14 protein-coding genes are annotated in these 14,865 nt (G+C 67.6%); 10 read left to right on the forward strand and 4 right to left on the reverse strand.

The genetic code is table 11. The features are described 5' to 3' along the window. Positions 1–13 precede the first annotated feature (13 nt). Positions 14–1,156, reverse strand: a complete 1,143-nt coding sequence (locus ACMYLB_RS15220) for an LptF/LptG family permease (protein WP_415907820.1) — start codon at positions 1,154–1,156, stop codon at positions 14–16. Positions 1,157–1,270: 114 nt separating this feature from the next. On the opposite strand from ACMYLB_RS15220, the gene rlmN reads away from it, so the two are divergent. Beyond that, positions 1,271–2,395, forward strand: coding sequence for a 23S rRNA (adenine(2503)-C(2))-methyltransferase RlmN (rlmN, locus tag ACMYLB_RS15225; protein ID WP_415907821.1), 1,125 nt, complete (start codon positions 1,271–1,273; stop codon positions 2,393–2,395). 101 nt (positions 2,396–2,496) lie between these two features. Beyond that, positions 2,497–3,372 carry a methylenetetrahydrofolate reductase [NAD(P)H] gene (gene metF / locus ACMYLB_RS15230; RefSeq protein ID WP_415907822.1) on the forward strand — a complete coding sequence of 292 codons (876 nt, stop codon included), beginning with the start codon at positions 2,497–2,499 and terminating at the stop codon, positions 3,370–3,372. A 224-nt stretch (positions 3,373–3,596) separates the two neighbouring features. Here the strand turns inward: metF and ACMYLB_RS15235 are convergent, their stop codons facing one another. Both ACMYLB_RS15235 and ACMYLB_RS15240 read right to left on the reverse strand, forming a co-directional pair. Then, positions 3,597–4,019 carry a translation initiation factor gene (locus tag ACMYLB_RS15235; protein ID WP_415907823.1) on the reverse strand — a complete coding sequence of 141 codons (423 nt, stop codon included), beginning with the start codon at positions 4,017–4,019 and terminating at the stop codon, positions 3,597–3,599. A gap of 11 nt (positions 4,020–4,030) precedes the next feature. Next, positions 4,031–4,291 carry a hypothetical protein gene (locus tag ACMYLB_RS15240; RefSeq protein WP_415907824.1) on the reverse strand — a complete coding sequence of 87 codons (261 nt, stop codon included), beginning with the start codon at positions 4,289–4,291 and terminating at the stop codon, positions 4,031–4,033. 181 nt (positions 4,292–4,472) lie between these two features. On the opposite strand from ACMYLB_RS15240, the gene ACMYLB_RS15245 reads away from it, so the two are divergent. The 5 genes from ACMYLB_RS15245 to ACMYLB_RS15265 all read left to right on the forward strand — a co-directional run bounded on the left by ACMYLB_RS15245 (position 4,473) and on the right by ACMYLB_RS15265 (position 12,083). Beyond that, the gene (locus ACMYLB_RS15245; RefSeq protein WP_415907825.1) at positions 4,473–7,226 is read left to right on the forward strand and encodes a 2-oxoglutarate dehydrogenase E1 component; all 2,754 of its coding nucleotides are present in this window, start codon (positions 4,473–4,475) and stop codon (positions 7,224–7,226) included. Between the two features lie 77 nt (positions 7,227–7,303). Then, positions 7,304–8,524, forward strand: a complete 1,221-nt coding sequence (gene odhB, locus ACMYLB_RS15250) for a 2-oxoglutarate dehydrogenase complex dihydrolipoyllysine-residue succinyltransferase (protein ID WP_415907826.1) — start codon at positions 7,304–7,306, stop codon at positions 8,522–8,524. Between the two features lie 106 nt (positions 8,525–8,630). Continuing rightward, on the forward strand, positions 8,631–10,016 hold the full coding sequence (gene lpdA, locus ACMYLB_RS15255; RefSeq protein WP_415907827.1) for a dihydrolipoyl dehydrogenase: 1,386 nt from the start codon (positions 8,631–8,633) through the stop codon (positions 10,014–10,016). 318 nt (positions 10,017–10,334) lie between these two features. Continuing rightward, the gene (locus tag ACMYLB_RS15260) at positions 10,335–11,225 is read left to right on the forward strand and encodes a DMT family transporter (protein ID WP_415907828.1); all 891 of its coding nucleotides are present in this window, start codon (positions 10,335–10,337) and stop codon (positions 11,223–11,225) included. A 177-nt stretch (positions 11,226–11,402) separates the two neighbouring features. Continuing rightward, entirely contained in the window at positions 11,403–12,083 is a 681-nt protein-coding gene (locus tag ACMYLB_RS15265) for an HAD family hydrolase (protein WP_415907829.1), read from the forward strand. 112 nt (positions 12,084–12,195) lie between these two features. Here the strand turns inward: ACMYLB_RS15265 and ACMYLB_RS15270 are convergent, their stop codons facing one another. Next, on the reverse strand, positions 12,196–12,615 hold the full coding sequence (locus tag ACMYLB_RS15270) for a hypothetical protein (protein ID WP_415907830.1): 420 nt from the start codon (positions 12,613–12,615) through the stop codon (positions 12,196–12,198). An 85-nt stretch (positions 12,616–12,700) separates the two neighbouring features. On the opposite strand from ACMYLB_RS15270, the gene rpiB reads away from it, so the two are divergent. From rpiB to ACMYLB_RS15285, 3 genes are all read left to right on the forward strand, one after another. Further along, positions 12,701–13,138: a ribose 5-phosphate isomerase B gene (gene rpiB / locus ACMYLB_RS15275; RefSeq protein WP_415907831.1), complete on the forward strand. Its 438-nt coding sequence runs from the start codon at positions 12,701–12,703 to the stop codon at positions 13,136–13,138. Between the two features lie 165 nt (positions 13,139–13,303). Further along, a complete protein-coding gene (locus ACMYLB_RS15280; RefSeq protein WP_415907832.1) occupies positions 13,304–13,750 on the forward strand; it encodes a MarR family winged helix-turn-helix transcriptional regulator in 447 nt (148 codons plus the stop codon). A gap of 36 nt (positions 13,751–13,786) precedes the next feature. Continuing rightward, positions 13,787–14,716, forward strand: coding sequence for a ring-cleaving dioxygenase (locus ACMYLB_RS15285; protein WP_415907833.1), 930 nt, complete (start codon positions 13,787–13,789; stop codon positions 14,714–14,716). Positions 14,717–14,865: the final 149 nt, after the last annotated feature.

Genomic DNA, 14,865 nt, shown 5'->3' on the forward strand with positions numbered 1-14,865 from the left:
CACGGCGCGGAAGTCAGGCCCGGTCGACCTTGCGGAACATCCAGATTCCGAGGGTTTGGAAGCCGAGGTTGGGCAGCCACATGAGGAGGTCGGGGCGGAACGCCGGCTTGTTGTCGAACCAGCCGAACACGACGGTCGCGAAGTAGTAGGCCATCGCCAGCGCGACGGCGACGCCGAGGTTGGCCGTGGTTTCCTTGCGCGAGACCTTGATGCCGAGCGGAATCGCCAGCAGCGCGAACGACAGCACCGAGAAGGCGGTGGAGCACTTCTCGTGGAACGCGATCTGCACCTTCATCCGCTGGCGCTCGCGCTCGGCCGCCGGCACCGCCGGGTCGGGCCGGCCGAGCCGCTCCCACTCCGCGAGCAGCTGCGACCAAGTCAGCCAGCGCGGCTTCGGCTTGGTGGTGCGCACGCCGGTCACGCGATCGAGCGGCAGGTAGAACGTCGCCCGCTCCATCGCGGGCGCGCCGCTGATCGCGGCGAAATTCTCCGGGTCCTTCTCGTCGCGCACCTCCACCTGCGCGCGCTGGACGACGAGCACGAGATTGTTGGCCTTCTCGTCGTAGGTCAGGTGGCCCTCGTCGGCGCGGGCGAAGCGCCGCACGCGCCCCTGCGGATCGACTTCCCAGAGCCAGAAATCCTTGAGCGTGTTGTCGCCCTTCTTGTCGCCCACGTAGAGCACGATGCCGCGGAAGTCGCGGATGAAGGTCTTGGGCACGATGAAGCTCAGGGGGTTCTGCCGCACCGCCTGATCCAGCTCCTGCTGGTAGGCCACGCGCGCCGTGGGCATGAAATAGAAGTTCACCGCCAGGCTGGCCGCGACGCCCAGCAGGGCGAAGAAGAAGATCGGCGCCGAGATGCCGGCCACGCTCACGCCGGAGGCGCGGATCGCGGTGATCTCGCGGTCGGACGACATCCGGCCGAGCACCAGCAGCACGCCGGTGAGGATGCCGCCGGGCAGCGCATACGACACCACGATCGGCACCAGCAGCCCGATCAGCCGGAGGAAGGTCTCAAGCTCGAGCTGCCCCGACAGCACGTAGCCGAGCAGGTCCTTCAGCGCATTGCCCAGCAGCAGGACGAAGGTGAACAGGCCCACGGCCGCCAGGCACGTCGCCGCGACGTTGGCGAAGATATGGCGGTGCAGGAGTTTCATCAGAGGCGAGTTGAGAGTTGAGGGTTGAGCGTTGAGAGTTCAACCACAAGGTCACAGTTCCCCGGCCGTTCGGCCGACCTGGCCGCTCTCACCTCTCAGCTCTCCACTCTCCACTTGGCTTTCGTCCCCGCCAAACCCGCCCTCTACGGCGAAACCCTCGCCTCGCTCACCGCCGCCCTCACCGCGGCCGGCCAGCCGGCCTTTCGCGCGCGCCAGATCCTCGACTGGCTCTACAAGAAGCGCGTCCGCACCTGGGACGAGATGACCAACCTCCCGAAGGACCTCCGCGCCTGGCTCGACGCCACCTACGACCTCGCGCCGACCGCCTTCGTCCTCGACCGCCAGTCCGGCGACGAAACCGACAAGCTCCTGCTCGAGCTCCGCGACAAGTCCCTGATCGAGACCGTCATCATCCGCGCGCCCATGACCGGGGTCGGCGTCGACAAATCGCGCAAGACGATCTGCATCTCCACCCAGGTCGGCTGCGCCATGGGCTGCAAGTTCTGCGCCTCCGGCCTCGAGGGCCTGAAACGCAACCTCACCGCCGGCGAGATCGTCCACCAGCTCATCCAGGTCTGCCGCCAGGAGGACGCCCACACGCCCCGCGCCCGCGCCGAGCTGGCGTCGTTCGACAACATCGTCGTCATGGGCATGGGCGAGCCGCTGCACAACTACGACGCCATCGTCCGCGCCCTGACCATCGTGAACGCCGAATGGGGCCTCGGCTTCGGCGCCCGCCGCATCACCCTCTCCACCTCCGGCCTCGTCCCGAAAATCCTCCAGCTCGCCGACGAGCCCCTCGGCATCCGCCTCGCGATTTCCCTCCACGGCGCCACCGACGCCGTCCGCGAGCAGATCATGCCGGTGAACAAGCGCTACCCGCTCGCCGAGCTCCTGCCGGCGGTGAAGGCGTTCTCCGAGAAGCACGGCCGCATGGTCACGCTCGAGTTCATCCTCATCGAGGAGATCAACGACTCGCTCGAACAGGCCGAGAAGCTCCGCGACATCGCGCGCGACCTCCACGCGCACGTGAACCTCATCCCCTACAACACCGTGGTCGGCCTGCCGTGGAAACGCCCGTCGCTCACGCGCCAGGAGCGCTTCGCCGACATCCTGCGCGCCGCCGACGTCTCCGTCACGCTGCGCCGCGAAAAGGGCCACGACATCGCCGCCGCCTGCGGCCAGCTCCGCCTCCAGACCGAGAAGGAACGCAACGCCGGAGTGCCGGCCGCCGGATAGACCCGCGCCGTCCCGGTGAACCGTCAAACCCGCCCCGTTCCGGCCTGGTGACGCGTTCCGCTCTCGACACGCATCCTCAAATCCGGATGCATTGATGCACGATGTCCATCGACCGTCCCATCTCCGAACTCTTCGCCCGTCGCAAAACGGTGCGTTCGCTCGAATTCTTCCCGCCGAAGGACGAGGCGCAGATGGAGATGCTGCACAATTCCGCCAGCGCCCTGCAGCGGATCGCGCCGGACTTCGTGTCGATCACCTACGGCGCCGGCGGCACCACCCGCGAGCGCACCGCCCGCGCCGCCGCGCTGCTGAAAAAGGATTTCGGCTTCACGGTCATGCCCCACCTCACCTGCGTCGGCCACTCGCGCGCGGAGCTGAACGACATCGCCGACCGGCTCCACGCCGACGGTTTCCGCAATATCATGACGCTGCGCGGCGATCTTCCGAAGGACCCGGGGTTCCAGCCGGCCGCCGACGGCCTGCGCTACGCCGCCGAACTCGTCGCACTGCTCAAGGCGCGTCATCCCGACTTCTGCCTCGGCGTCGCCGGCTACCCGGAAAAGCACCCACAGGCCCCGACGCTCGGCGCGGACCTCGACAACCTGAAGCGCAAAGTCGACGCCGGCGCCGATTTCATCACCACGCAGCTGTTCTTCGACAACGCGCTCTATTACCGCTTCGTCGAACAGTGCCGCGAGCGCGACATCAACGTCCCGATCATCCCCGGCATCATGCCCGTGCTGTCGCTGAAGCAGATCAAGCGCTTCACCGAGATGTGCGGCGCCCACCTGCCCGCGAAACTCGTCACGCGCCTCGAGGCCGCGGCGGAGAATCCCGACGTCGTCGAGATCATCGGCCTCGACTGGGCGTTCACACAAATCCGCGGCCTCCTCGCCAACGGCGCTCCCGGCTATCACCTCTACATCATGAACCGCGCGAAAAGCGCGCTGGCGCTGGCCGCGGGCCTGGCCGCCTAGTCAGGAAATCTCTCCGACCAAATCGCTCCACTCGCCCCTCAGACCAAGTGTCTGCAGGTATGTCTGCATGTGTAGGCAGGCTTCGGCATCGATCGTTGCACCGCTTCGCCACAAGGCCTCGCACTCCGGACAGACAACCACCGATTCCGCCGTGCGAACAACCCGCATCCTAATCGGATAATCCTGCTCGCAGCGCGGGCAGAGCATCGAGTGCGCGGCCGTAATCACCCGCCCGCGAACACCGCGCGGAAGCCCGCCTCGGTGAGGATCGCCGCGATCTTCTCGCGCTGGTCGCCTTGGATCTCGATGTCGCCGTCCTTCACCGTGCCGCCGCAGCCGCAGGCGGAGCGCATCTTTTTGCAGAGCGATTCCTTCTCCGGCAGGCCGATGCCGACGAAGCCGGTCACGAGCGTCACCGTCTTGCCGCCGCGGCCGGCGGTCGTGCGCTTGATGTCGACGCGCCCGCGGTTCTTCGCCGGCGCCGCCGGCTTGGCACCGGTCGGGGCGGTTGCCCCCAACCGCCCTTGGCTCGCGGCACCCGACGCCGTTTGCGGCGCGCTCGGCAAGCCTGCCCCGCTCAGCGCGCCGAACGGATTCTGCCCGAGAGATTGACCGCCGTCCGTGGGAACTTTGCCGCCGTTGCTCATGGAAAACGCTCTCAGTGCCGGTGTCCGCCGCCGCCGCAACCTCCGGGCGGACTCGCCGGCTTGGCAAAACCGCTCTCGCCGCCCAGCCAGAGCAGCGCCTTGGCATAGCTACGGCCTTCGAGGAAATGCACCAGCTGCGGGTGCAGTTCCCCGCGGTGCGCGGCGAGGAGTTGCTCTAATCGCGTCAGGGCGGTCGAAATCCCCGCTCCATCCGCGTTTTTCACTGCGGAATCGAAGGTTTCGAGCGCACTTTTGATTTCTTGAGCGACCATCGCGGCGGCGGAGCGTGTTTAAGTTTTCGTTATGAGCAAGCCCCGGCGCATAAAAGCCGATTTTTCCTCGGCGTTCCGGCGCCTAAACGGTTGAATCGCACCGCCGCCGGTGTTCCGTTGGCCCTCCCTCGGCTGGATCGGCCCCTCTGGCCGGCGCGGCCGGGCTCCCCTCTTCCGACCCATGAATCCCGTCAATTTCTCCGAACGCGCGAACGTCGCCGTCGTCGAGGAACAGTATCAGCGCTGGCTCGAAAACCCCGAGTCCGTCGACGCCTCGTGGCGCGCCTTCTTCCAAGGCTTCACGCTGGGCGCCGACGGCCGCTCCCTCGCGGGCGGCGCCGCGCCCTCGGCCGCGACCGGCTCCGAGAGCTGCATCCCCAAGCAGTCGCAGGTCGACAGCCTGATCTATCACTACCGCGCCATCGGCCACATCGACGCCGACATCAACCCGCTCGCCGGCGCGCCCAAGCCCTCCCCGCGCCTGGCGCTGGCGGCGTTCGGCCTCGACGAGTCGGACCTCGACCGGACCTTTGAGGCGGGCCACTACCTCGGCGGCGGCCAGATGAAGCTGCGCGACATCCTCGCGGCGCTGCGCGAAACCTACTGCGGCAAGATCGGCGTCGAATACGTCCATATCCAGGACACCGAGGTCCGCCGCTGGCTGCAGGACCGCATCGAGCCGACGAAGCTCAAACCGACGTTCACCAAGCCGCAGAAGGTCCGCATCCTCCGTCGCGTCCACAAGGCGGAGCTGTTCGAGAAATTCCTCCACACGAAATACGTCGGCCAGAAACGCTTCTCCCTCGAGGGCGGCGAGACGATCATCGCCGCGCTCGACGCGGTCATCGACGCCTGCCCCGAGCTCGGGGTGAAGGAGATCGTCATGGGCATGGCCCACCGCGGCCGCCTCAACGTCCTCTGCTCCACGCTGCGCAAGTCCTTCGACGAGCTCTTCGAGAAGTTCTCCGAAAACTACATCCCCGACACCGTGGCGGGCGACGGCGACGTGAAGTATCACCTCGGCTACGAGGCCATCCTCACCACCACCTCCGGCAAGAAGGTCGAGGTCCGCCTCGCGCCCAACCCCTCGCACCTCGAGATCGTCAACCCCGTCGTCGAGGGCAAGGCCCGCGCCCGCCAGCGCATCCGCAACGACATGGAGTCGCGCATCAGCGTCATGCCGCTGCTCATCCACGGCGACGCCGCCGTCGCCGGCCAGGGCATCGTCGCGGAGACGCTCAACTTCTCCCAGCTGCCCGGCTACACCACCGGCGGCACGCTGCACTTCGTCATCAACAACCAGATCGGCTTCACCACCGACCCGCACGACTCGCGCTCGACGAAATACTGCACCGACGTCGCGAAGATGATCGAGGCGCCGATCTTCCACGTGAACGGCGACGACCCCCAGGCGGTCTGCATGGTCGCCCAGCTCGCGCTCGAATTCCGCGCCAAGTGGAAGCGCGACGTGTTCGTCGACATGTATTGCTACCGCAAGCATGGCCACAACGAGACCGACGAGCCGTCCTTCACCCAGCCCAAGCTCTACCAGACCATCGCCGCGCACCCGCTCGTCTCCGCGATCTACACCAAGCAGCTCGTCGACGAGGGCTCCGTGACGCTCGCCGAGGGCGACAAGATCAAGGCCGAATACACCGCCGCCCTCGAGGAGCACCTCGAGAAGGCCAAGGCCCGCGAAGCGGCCCGCACCGCCAAGCGCAAGGAGGACCCGAACGCCGTGTTCAAGGGCTCCACCGCGGAATTCCAGCCGAGCTACTCGTTCGCCAAGGTCGAGACCAAGGTCAGCGCCAAGCTGCTCGACCAAGTCTTCGCCGGACTCACGCGCATCCCGGAAGGCTTCAAGATTCACCCGAAGATCAAGCGCTTCGTCGACGCCCGCGCCGAGGCCCACAAGAACGGCGGCCCGTTCGACTGGGGCATGGGCGAGGCGCTCGCGTTCGGCACGCTGATGCTCGAAGGCACGCCCGTCCGCCTCAGCGGCCAGGACTGCGAGCGCGGCACGTTCAGCCACCGCCACGCCGTGTGGAGCGACATCGAGAGCGGCACGAAATACTCGCCGCTCAAGAACCTCGATCCGAAACAGGCGCGCTTCTGCGTCTACAACTCGCTCCTCTCCGAAAACGCCGTGCTCGGCTTCGACTACGGCTACTCGCTCGACTACCCGGAGATGCTCTGCCTCTGGGAAGCGCAGTTCGGCGACTTCGCCAACGGCGCGCAGGTCGTCATCGACCAGTTCCTCGTCTCCGGCGAATCGAAGTGGCAGCGCAACAGCGGCATCGTGCTCCTCCTCCCCCACGGCTACGAGGGCCAGGGCCCCGAGCACTCCAGCGCGCGCCTCGAGCGCTTCCTTCAGGCCTGCGCCGAGGACAACATCCAGGTCGCCAACTGCACCACGCCCGCGCAGTTCTTCCACCTCCTGCGCCGCCAGATGCGCCGCGACTTCCTCAAGCCGCTCATCGTCATGTCGCCGAAGTCGCTCCTGCGCCACCCGGCCGCCGTCTCGCAGCTCGCCGACTTCACCTCGGGCGCGTTCGAGGAAATCATCGACGACACCGCCGCCAAGGCCGACCGCGTGATCCTCTGCTCCGGCAAGGTCTACTACGACCTCGTCGACTACCGCGCGAAGAACAACGCCGCCAACACCGCCATCGTCCGCGTCGAACAGCTCTACCCGCTCCACGCGAAGCGCCTCGCCGAGCTCGCGAAGAAATACGCCAGCGCGAAACTCGTCTGGTGCCAGGAGGAGCCCGAGAACATGGGCGCTGCCCGCTGGATCGCCCCGCAGCTCGAAGCCGCCTTCGGCCGCAAGCCCGCCTACGCCGGCCGCCCGGCCGCCGCCTCGCCCGCCGTCGGCATGCTCGCGAAACACCGCACGCAACTCGCCTCGTTCCTCAAGGACGCCTTCACCCTCTGATCTGGAGGGGCGCGGCTCGCCCGCGCTCGCCAAACCTACTCGCTACCCGTTACTCACTACTCGCTACTTCTCCTACCATGTCCATCGAAGTCAAAATTCCCCCGATGGGTGAATCCATCTCGTCCGGCATCCTCGCCAAGTGGCACGTCGCCCACGGCGACGTCGTGAAGAAGGACCAGGTCCTCTTCGAACTCGAGACGGACAAGATCACCTCCGAAGGCACGGCCGAAGCCGCCGGCAAGATCTCCCTCGCGGTCGCCGCCGGCACCGAAGTGAAGATCGGCGCCGTCGTCGCCACGATCGACACCTCCGTCACCGGTGACGCTGCGGCTGCAGCGTCACCCTCCGTAGCCTTGGCGAAGGAAGGCGCTCCCGCCGCGGCGAAGTCCGACGCGCAGTCGCCCGCCGTCCGCCGCCTCGCCGCCGAGACCGGCATCGATCCCGCCAGCGTCGCCGGCACCGGCAAGGCCGGCCGCGTCACCAAGGGCGACATGCTCGCCGCCGCGGAGAGCACCGCTCCCGCCGCCCCGGCCGCCCCCGCCCCGAAGCCCGCCGCCGCTCCGGCTCCGGCTGCTCCGGCCGCTCCGGTCAGCCGCGGCGAAAAGCAGACGCGCGTGAAGATGACCAAGCTCCGCCAGACGATCGCCAACCGCCTCGTCGCCGCGCAGCACAACGCCGCCATGCTCACGACCTTCAACGAGGCCGACATGTCCGCGGTCATGGGCCTGCGCGCGAAATACCAGGACGACTTCGTGAAGAAGCACGGCGTGAAGCTCGGCTTCATGTCCTTCTTCGTAAAGGCCGTGGTCAACGCCCTCAAGGAAGTCCCCGGCATCAACGCCCAGATCGACGGCGACCACATCATCCAGAATCACTACTACGACATCGGCGTCGCCGTCTCGACCGACAAGGGCCTCATGGTCCCGGTCATCCGCGACTGCGACAAGAAGTCGATGGCCGAGATCGAGAAGGACATCGCCGACGCCGCCAAGCGCGCCCGCGACGGCAAGATCACGCTCGCCGACCTCGAGGGCGGCGTCTTCACGATCACCAACGGCGGCATCTTCGGCTCGCTCCTCGCCACTCCGATCATCAACGCCCCGCAGAGCGCCATCCTCGGCATGCACGCCATCAAGGAGCGCCCGATCGCGTTGAACGGCCAGGTCGTCATCCGCCCGATGATGTATCTCGCGCTGAGCTACGATCACCGCCTCGTCGACGGCAAGGAATCGGTCACCTTCCTCGTGGCGGTGAAGAACGCCCTCGAAGATCCCGCCCGCCTCGTGCTGGGCGCGTGATCGCGCCCAGCAGCTGAGAGCCGAGAGCTAAGAGTCTAGAGACCCGAAACTCCGCACCTCAGCTGCCTCTCTCAGCTCTAAGCTCTAGACTCCCAGCTCCTCTCCCATGTCCTCCTTCGATCTCATCGTCATCGGCGCCGGCCCCGGCGGCTACGTGTGCGCGTTCCGCGCCGCGCAGCTCGGCCTCAAGGTCGCGCTCGTCGACAAGCGCACCGCCCTCGGCGGCACCTGCCTCAACGTCGGCTGCATTCCCAGCAAGGCGCTCCTCCATGCCACCGAGCACGTCGCCTGGGCGAAGAACCACGCCGCCGAGTCCGGCATCAAGTTCGGCAGCGTCGAGGTCGACCTCGCGCAGCTGATGAAGAAGAAGGACGCCGTCGTGACCAAGCTCACCGGCGGCGTCGCGATGCTCGCCAAGGGCCGCAAGGTCACCGTCGTCACCGGCACTGCGTCGTTCACCTCGCCGACCGAAGTCGAAGTGAAGGGCGAAAAGGAGACCACGAAGCTCACCGCGAAACACTTCGTCATCGCCACCGGCTCCGCGCCGGTCGAGCTGCCGTTCATGAAGTTCGACGGTCAGACCGTCGTCTCCAGCGACCACGCCATCGCATTCACCGAGGTCCCGAAGAAACTCGTCGTGGTCGGCGGCGGCGTCATCGGCGTCGAGCTCGGCTCCGTCTGGGCCCGCCTCGGCGCCGAAGTCACCGTGGTCGAGTTCCTGCCGAAGATCATCGCCACCTTCGACGACGATATCGTCCGCCAGTTCACGCGCCTGATGCAGAAGCAGGGCCTCAAGATCGAGGTCGGCGCCAAGGTCACCGGCTACGCCAAGGGCGTGCTCACCGCCGAGCGCGACGGCACGAAGCTCGAGTTCCCCGCCGACAAGGTGCTCGTCGCCGTTGGCCGCCGCCCGTTCACCGACGGCCTCGGCCTCGACCAGGCCGGCGTCGAACTCGACGAGAAGAAGCGCGTCAAGGTCGACGCCCATCTCCGCACCAACGTCGCCCACATCTGGGCGATCGGCGACGTCGTCGCCGGCCCGATGCTCGCGCACAAGGCCGAGGAGGACGGCGTCGCCGTCGCCGAGTGGATCGCCGGCAAGGCCGGCCACATCAACTGGGACCTCGTCCCCGGCATCGTCTACACGAACCCCGAGGTCGCCTCCGTCGGCCTCGGCGAGGACGACGCGAAGAAGCGCGGCCTCGCGATCAACGTCGGCAAGTTCAACTTCGCCGCCAACGGCCGCGCCATCGCCGCCGACGCGACGGACGGCTTCGTGAAGATTATCGCCGACGCCAAGACCGACAAGATCCTCGGCGCGCAGATCCTCGGCCACGGCGCCGGCGAGCTCATCAGCGAGATCGTCGCGCACATGGAATACGGCGGCAGCGCCGAGGACCTCGGCCGCACCATCCACGGCCACCCGACGATGAGCGAAGCGGTCAAGGAAGCCGCTCTCGCGGTCAGCAAGAGCGCCATCCACGCAATGTGAAGGAGCGCCGGCTTCCCGCCGGCCCGGCACATGGCGATGTGACAATGTCGGGCGGGGCCGCCGAACCCCGCCTTGCAACGTTTCGCCGTCCCAATGTAGGGCGGGGTCTCCCGACCCCGCCTTTTCCGCGACCTGATGCGAGGTTCGCGGCGGGGTCAGGAGACCCCGCCCTACATCGCTCGCGCCTCGCTCGCATGCTCCTTCCGTCGAGCACTCGCCTCGGCGTTTTGCGTCCTAGCACCCGCGCTTATCGTTGCGTTCTAGTCCCGCTCCAGCATTGCCGCCGCGACCCTCCGCGCGGCGTTCTTGTCTCCCGCCATGTCCACCTCGGCCGCCCGCCATCGCCGCGCCCTGTTCATCATGCTCGCGTCCGCCGCGTTCTTCGTGGCGAACGTCCTGCTGGTGCGCGCGCTGGGCGCGCTCGGCTCCGCCAACGTCTGGCTCATCGCTGTCGCCCGCTTCGTCGTCGGGCTCGCGATGATCGTCGTGGTCTACCGGCGCGAGTTCCAGCCGACGCACCTCTGGCGCAACCGCAAGCTCATCGACCGCGGCGTGGTCGGCGGCGCCGGCGTCTACCTCACCTACCTCACGGTCGTGAAGCTCGGCGCGGGACGCGCGATCTTCATCGGCAACACTTACGTGATCTGGGCCGCCTTCCTCGCCGCCTGGTGGCTGAAGGAGCGTCTCCGCCCCGCGATTCTCACCGGCGGCGCCGCGGCGCTGGTCGGGCTCGCGCTGCTCACGAACGTCTTCTCCTCGGCCCGACCGCCCGGCGTCTACGACGCCCTCGCGGTGCTCGCGGCCCTGATGTCGGCGCACGTGGTCGTCACCATCCGCCAGCTGCACGACACCGAGCACACCTCGACCATCTTCGCCGCGCAATGCACCTACGGCCTGCTGCTCTGCACCGGGCCGGCCATCATCACGTTCGAGCCGCTGACACCCCTCGCTTGGGGCGTGCTGCTCGTCGCCAGCCTCTGCGCCGGCGCCGGCCAGCTCACGATGACCCGCGCGTTCCGCGACCTCCCCGCGGCCGAGGGTTCGCTCATCCAGATGCTCGTGCCGCTCGGCGTCTCGCTCGGCGGCGCGGCCTTCTTCCACGAACATTTCTCGCTCCACGAAATCCTCGGCGCCGTGCTCATCCTCGCCGGCTGCGCCTTCATCGCGCTCCGCCGCGACGCATCGCCTGCCCCGCCGGAAAACGAGTAGGCGGCGCGGCGCCCCGGTCGGTGGCGGCTCCGCCAACAGGCCTCGCCCGCTCCCCGTGAGGCAACGCGCGACGTCCGAGCGCATCTGTGCCCGTCCGCGTTTCCGCACTCTGTCGCCCCCCGCGCCGCGTTTTCTTTTCGTGTCTTTCGCGGGTTTCGTGGTCTCCTCTGCCCTCCGATGAAGAAACTCATCCTCTGGGACATCGACGGCACGCTCATCCGCACCAACCGCGCGGGCATCATCGCGCTCGTGCGGGCGTTCGTGCAGCTGCACGGCCGCGAGCCGGACATGACCAAGGTCGAGGTCGCCGGCCGCACCGATCGCTGGATCATCCGTCGCATGCTGGAGGAGCACGGCATCGAGCCGACCCCGGAGAGCATCCACGCCATCCTCGAGGGCTACCTGCAGCTCCTCCACGCTGAAATCTCCACGCGCGAAGGTCGCGTGCTGCCCGGCATCATCGAGCTGCTCGAGACGCTGCACCGTCGCGACGACGTCGTGCAGGCGCTCCTCACCGGCAACGTCGAGCGCGGCGCGCGCATCAAGCTCGAGCACTATCGCGTCTGGCACTACTTCGAGTTCGGCGCCTTCGGCGACGACAGCGCGCTGCGCAACGACCTCGGCCCGCATGCGCTGCGCCGCGCCCGGGAGCGCCACGCGATCGATTTCGCCGCCGACCGCACTTTCGTCATCGGCGACACGCCGCACGACATCGAGTGCGGCAAGGTCATCGGCGCGCGCACCATCGGCGTCGCCACCGGCATGTTCTCCGTCGCGGAACTCGCCGCGCACGCGCCGACGGCCGTGTTCGCGGACTTCGCCGACACCGCGGCCTTCCTCCGCACGCTGGACGCGTGAGCAGGACCGGCTTCAGCCGGTCCAGTTGGATTCTCGTTCCCCGCGTCGACTGCCGCGCGGGCGCCGGTTCAGTCCGGCTGAAGCCGGACCTACCCTGCTCGCCGCGCCCTCCTCACCCCTTCCGGAAATCGATCCGCGTCACGCGACCCTGCTGGAATTCCACCCGCAGCGCCTCGTCGTCGCGGTAGCCGCCGGTCTCAGTGCTCACGCCCACGCTGGTCGCCGAGTGCCGGCCGTAGCTGCCGATGCCGAAGCCGAAACTGAAGCGCGGTGCGTTCCGCCGATAAACCCACACGTCCGTGCTGCCGCCCTGGTCGACCCGCGTGAAGCGCCGCGCGGGCTCTCCGAGCGCGATCAGCACCATCGGCTCCGTATAGCCGATGTCGATGCGGCCCGCGCGCACGTTCTGCTGCACGTCCGGCGGGAACTGGGCGAACGCCGCCTGGTTTTGCGCGACACGCTCCCCGGGCGTCGACGCACAGCCGGCCAGGCACACGAGGGGAATCATCAACCATAAGACGCGGGTTTTCATGGCGGGATTTTGTTTGCTGGCGAAAAGAGTGGCCGGAATAACGACACCCGCAAACTCCCCGCGTTCACCGCGGACCACCTTTCCCATGAAAAAATTCTCGATCGCCATCGGCTCCGACCACGCCGGCTTCGCCTACAAGGAGAAGATCAAGGCCATGCTGCTCGCGGAGGGACATGTCGTCCGCGACTACGGCACCTATTCCGATGCGCCGTGCGACTATCCGGACTTCATCCGCCCCGTCGCCGAGGCCGTCGCCCGCGGCGAGTTCGAGCGCGGCATCGTGCTCGGCGGCTCCGGCAACGGCGAAGCGATCACCGCCAACCGCGTGAAGGGCATCCGCTGCGGCCTCTGCTGGAACGAGCAAGTCGCCGTCTGGAACCGCTCCCACAACGACGGCAACGTCCTCTCCCTTGGCCAGCGCACCATCACCGACGAGGAAGCGCTCAAGATCGTCCGCGTCTGGCTCGACACCGCCTTCGAAGGCGGCCGCCACCTCGCCCGCATCGCCAAGATCGACGCCTGAGCGGAGCAGGTTAGCGTCACTCGAACTGCCCGCCAAGGGCGAGCATCGTGCCGGGCGGGGTCGCCGAACCCCGCCCTTTCTGCAGCTTGGACCGAACGTCACTGGTTAGTTGCGCCTGCAACATTTAGTTTGACATCGAAACATTAACCTGCAGTCTTCTGTGCCATGGGAACACGCCACCGCGGCACAATCGAGGAGATCAACGCCCTGAACGCCTTCATCAAGCTTCAGCGCGCTGCCGAGTCCGTCTCCGCCCGCGTGCATGCCGTGCTGCCCGAGGGCCTCACGGTCACCCAGTTCGGGGTCCTCGAGGCGATCTACCACATCGGCCCCCTCTGCCAGGGTGAACTGGCCGAAAAGCTCCTCCGCTCCGGCGGCAACCTGACCCTCGTGGTCGACAATCTCGAGAAAGCCGGCCTCGTCGCCCGCGAACGCGACCCGGCCGACCGCCGCTTCGTGGTCGTGAAGCTCACCGCCAAGGGCGAAAAGTTCATCGCCGAGCTCTTCCCCAAGGTCGTCGCCAACGTCTCCCGCGAAATGAACCGCCTCTCCTCCACCGAGCTCCTCGACCTCGGCCGCCTGTGCAAAAAGATCGGTCTGCCGCCGGCCTGATTTTTGTTTTCCCCAATACTTTAACATCAAACCACAATGAACCTACTCGGCCTCCATCACATCACCGCCATCGCCGCTGATCCGAAGACCAATCTGGACTTCTACACCCGCGTCCTCGGGCTGCGTTTCGTCAAGAAGTCGGTCAATCAGGACGATCCCGGCACCTACCACCTCTACTACGGCGACAACGTCGGCTCTCCGGGCACGGCGCTGACGTTCTTCCCGTGGCAGGGCCTGCGGCGCGGTCGTCCGGGCACCGGCCAGGCCTACGCAACGGCCTTCTCCATCCCGGCGGGCTCCCTCGCCTACTGGCAGAAGCGTCTCGCCGACCTGCAGGTCCCGACCGAGCCGGTCACCTCACGCTTCGGCGACCAGGTGCTCGCCTTCGCCGATCCCGACGGCATGCGCCTCGAACTCGTCGCCACCGCCGAGGTCGACTCGCGCGCGCCCGCGCCCGCGAAGGACGTCCCGGCTGCGCACGGCATCCGCGGCTTCCACAGCAGCACGCTCGCCCTGACCGATGCGCGGCCAACCGCCACGCTGCTCACCCAGCTCATGGGCTATCGCCTGCAAGCCGAGGAGGGCCACCGCGCGCGCTACACCGTCGCCGGCGGCGGTCCGGGCACCTACGTCGACCTGTTCACCGATCCGAAGCTCCCGCGCGGGCTCAACGGCGCCGGCACGGTCCACCACATCGCGTTCCGCGTCGCCGACGACGCGCAGCATCTCGCCGCGCACGAACAGCTCGTCGCCGCCGGCGCGCACGTGAGCCCGGTGATCGACCGCGCCTACTTCAAGTCGATCTACTACCGCGAGCCGGCCGGCGTGCTCTTCGAGATCGCGACCGATCAACCGGGCTTCGCGATCGACGAATCGGTCGAGACGCTCGGCCAGAAGCTCTCGCTTCCGCCGCGCCTCGAGCCGCATCGCGCCGAGATCGAGGCCGCGCTGCCGAAGCTCGGCTAAGTCCACCGCTGCAGGGCGGGGTCGCCGAACCCCGCCTTGGAGCGTTTCGCAGTCCCAATGTAGGGCGGGGTCTCCCGACCCCGCCGTTCAGCGCCCTCGTCATCTCCTTCGCGGCGGGGTCCGGCGACCCCGCCCTACATTTCCGCACC

The organism is Oleiharenicola sp. Vm1, assembly GCF_047777955.1.
In the GTDB taxonomy this organism is placed as follows: Bacteria; Verrucomicrobiota; Verrucomicrobiia; order Opitutales; family Opitutaceae; genus Didemnitutus.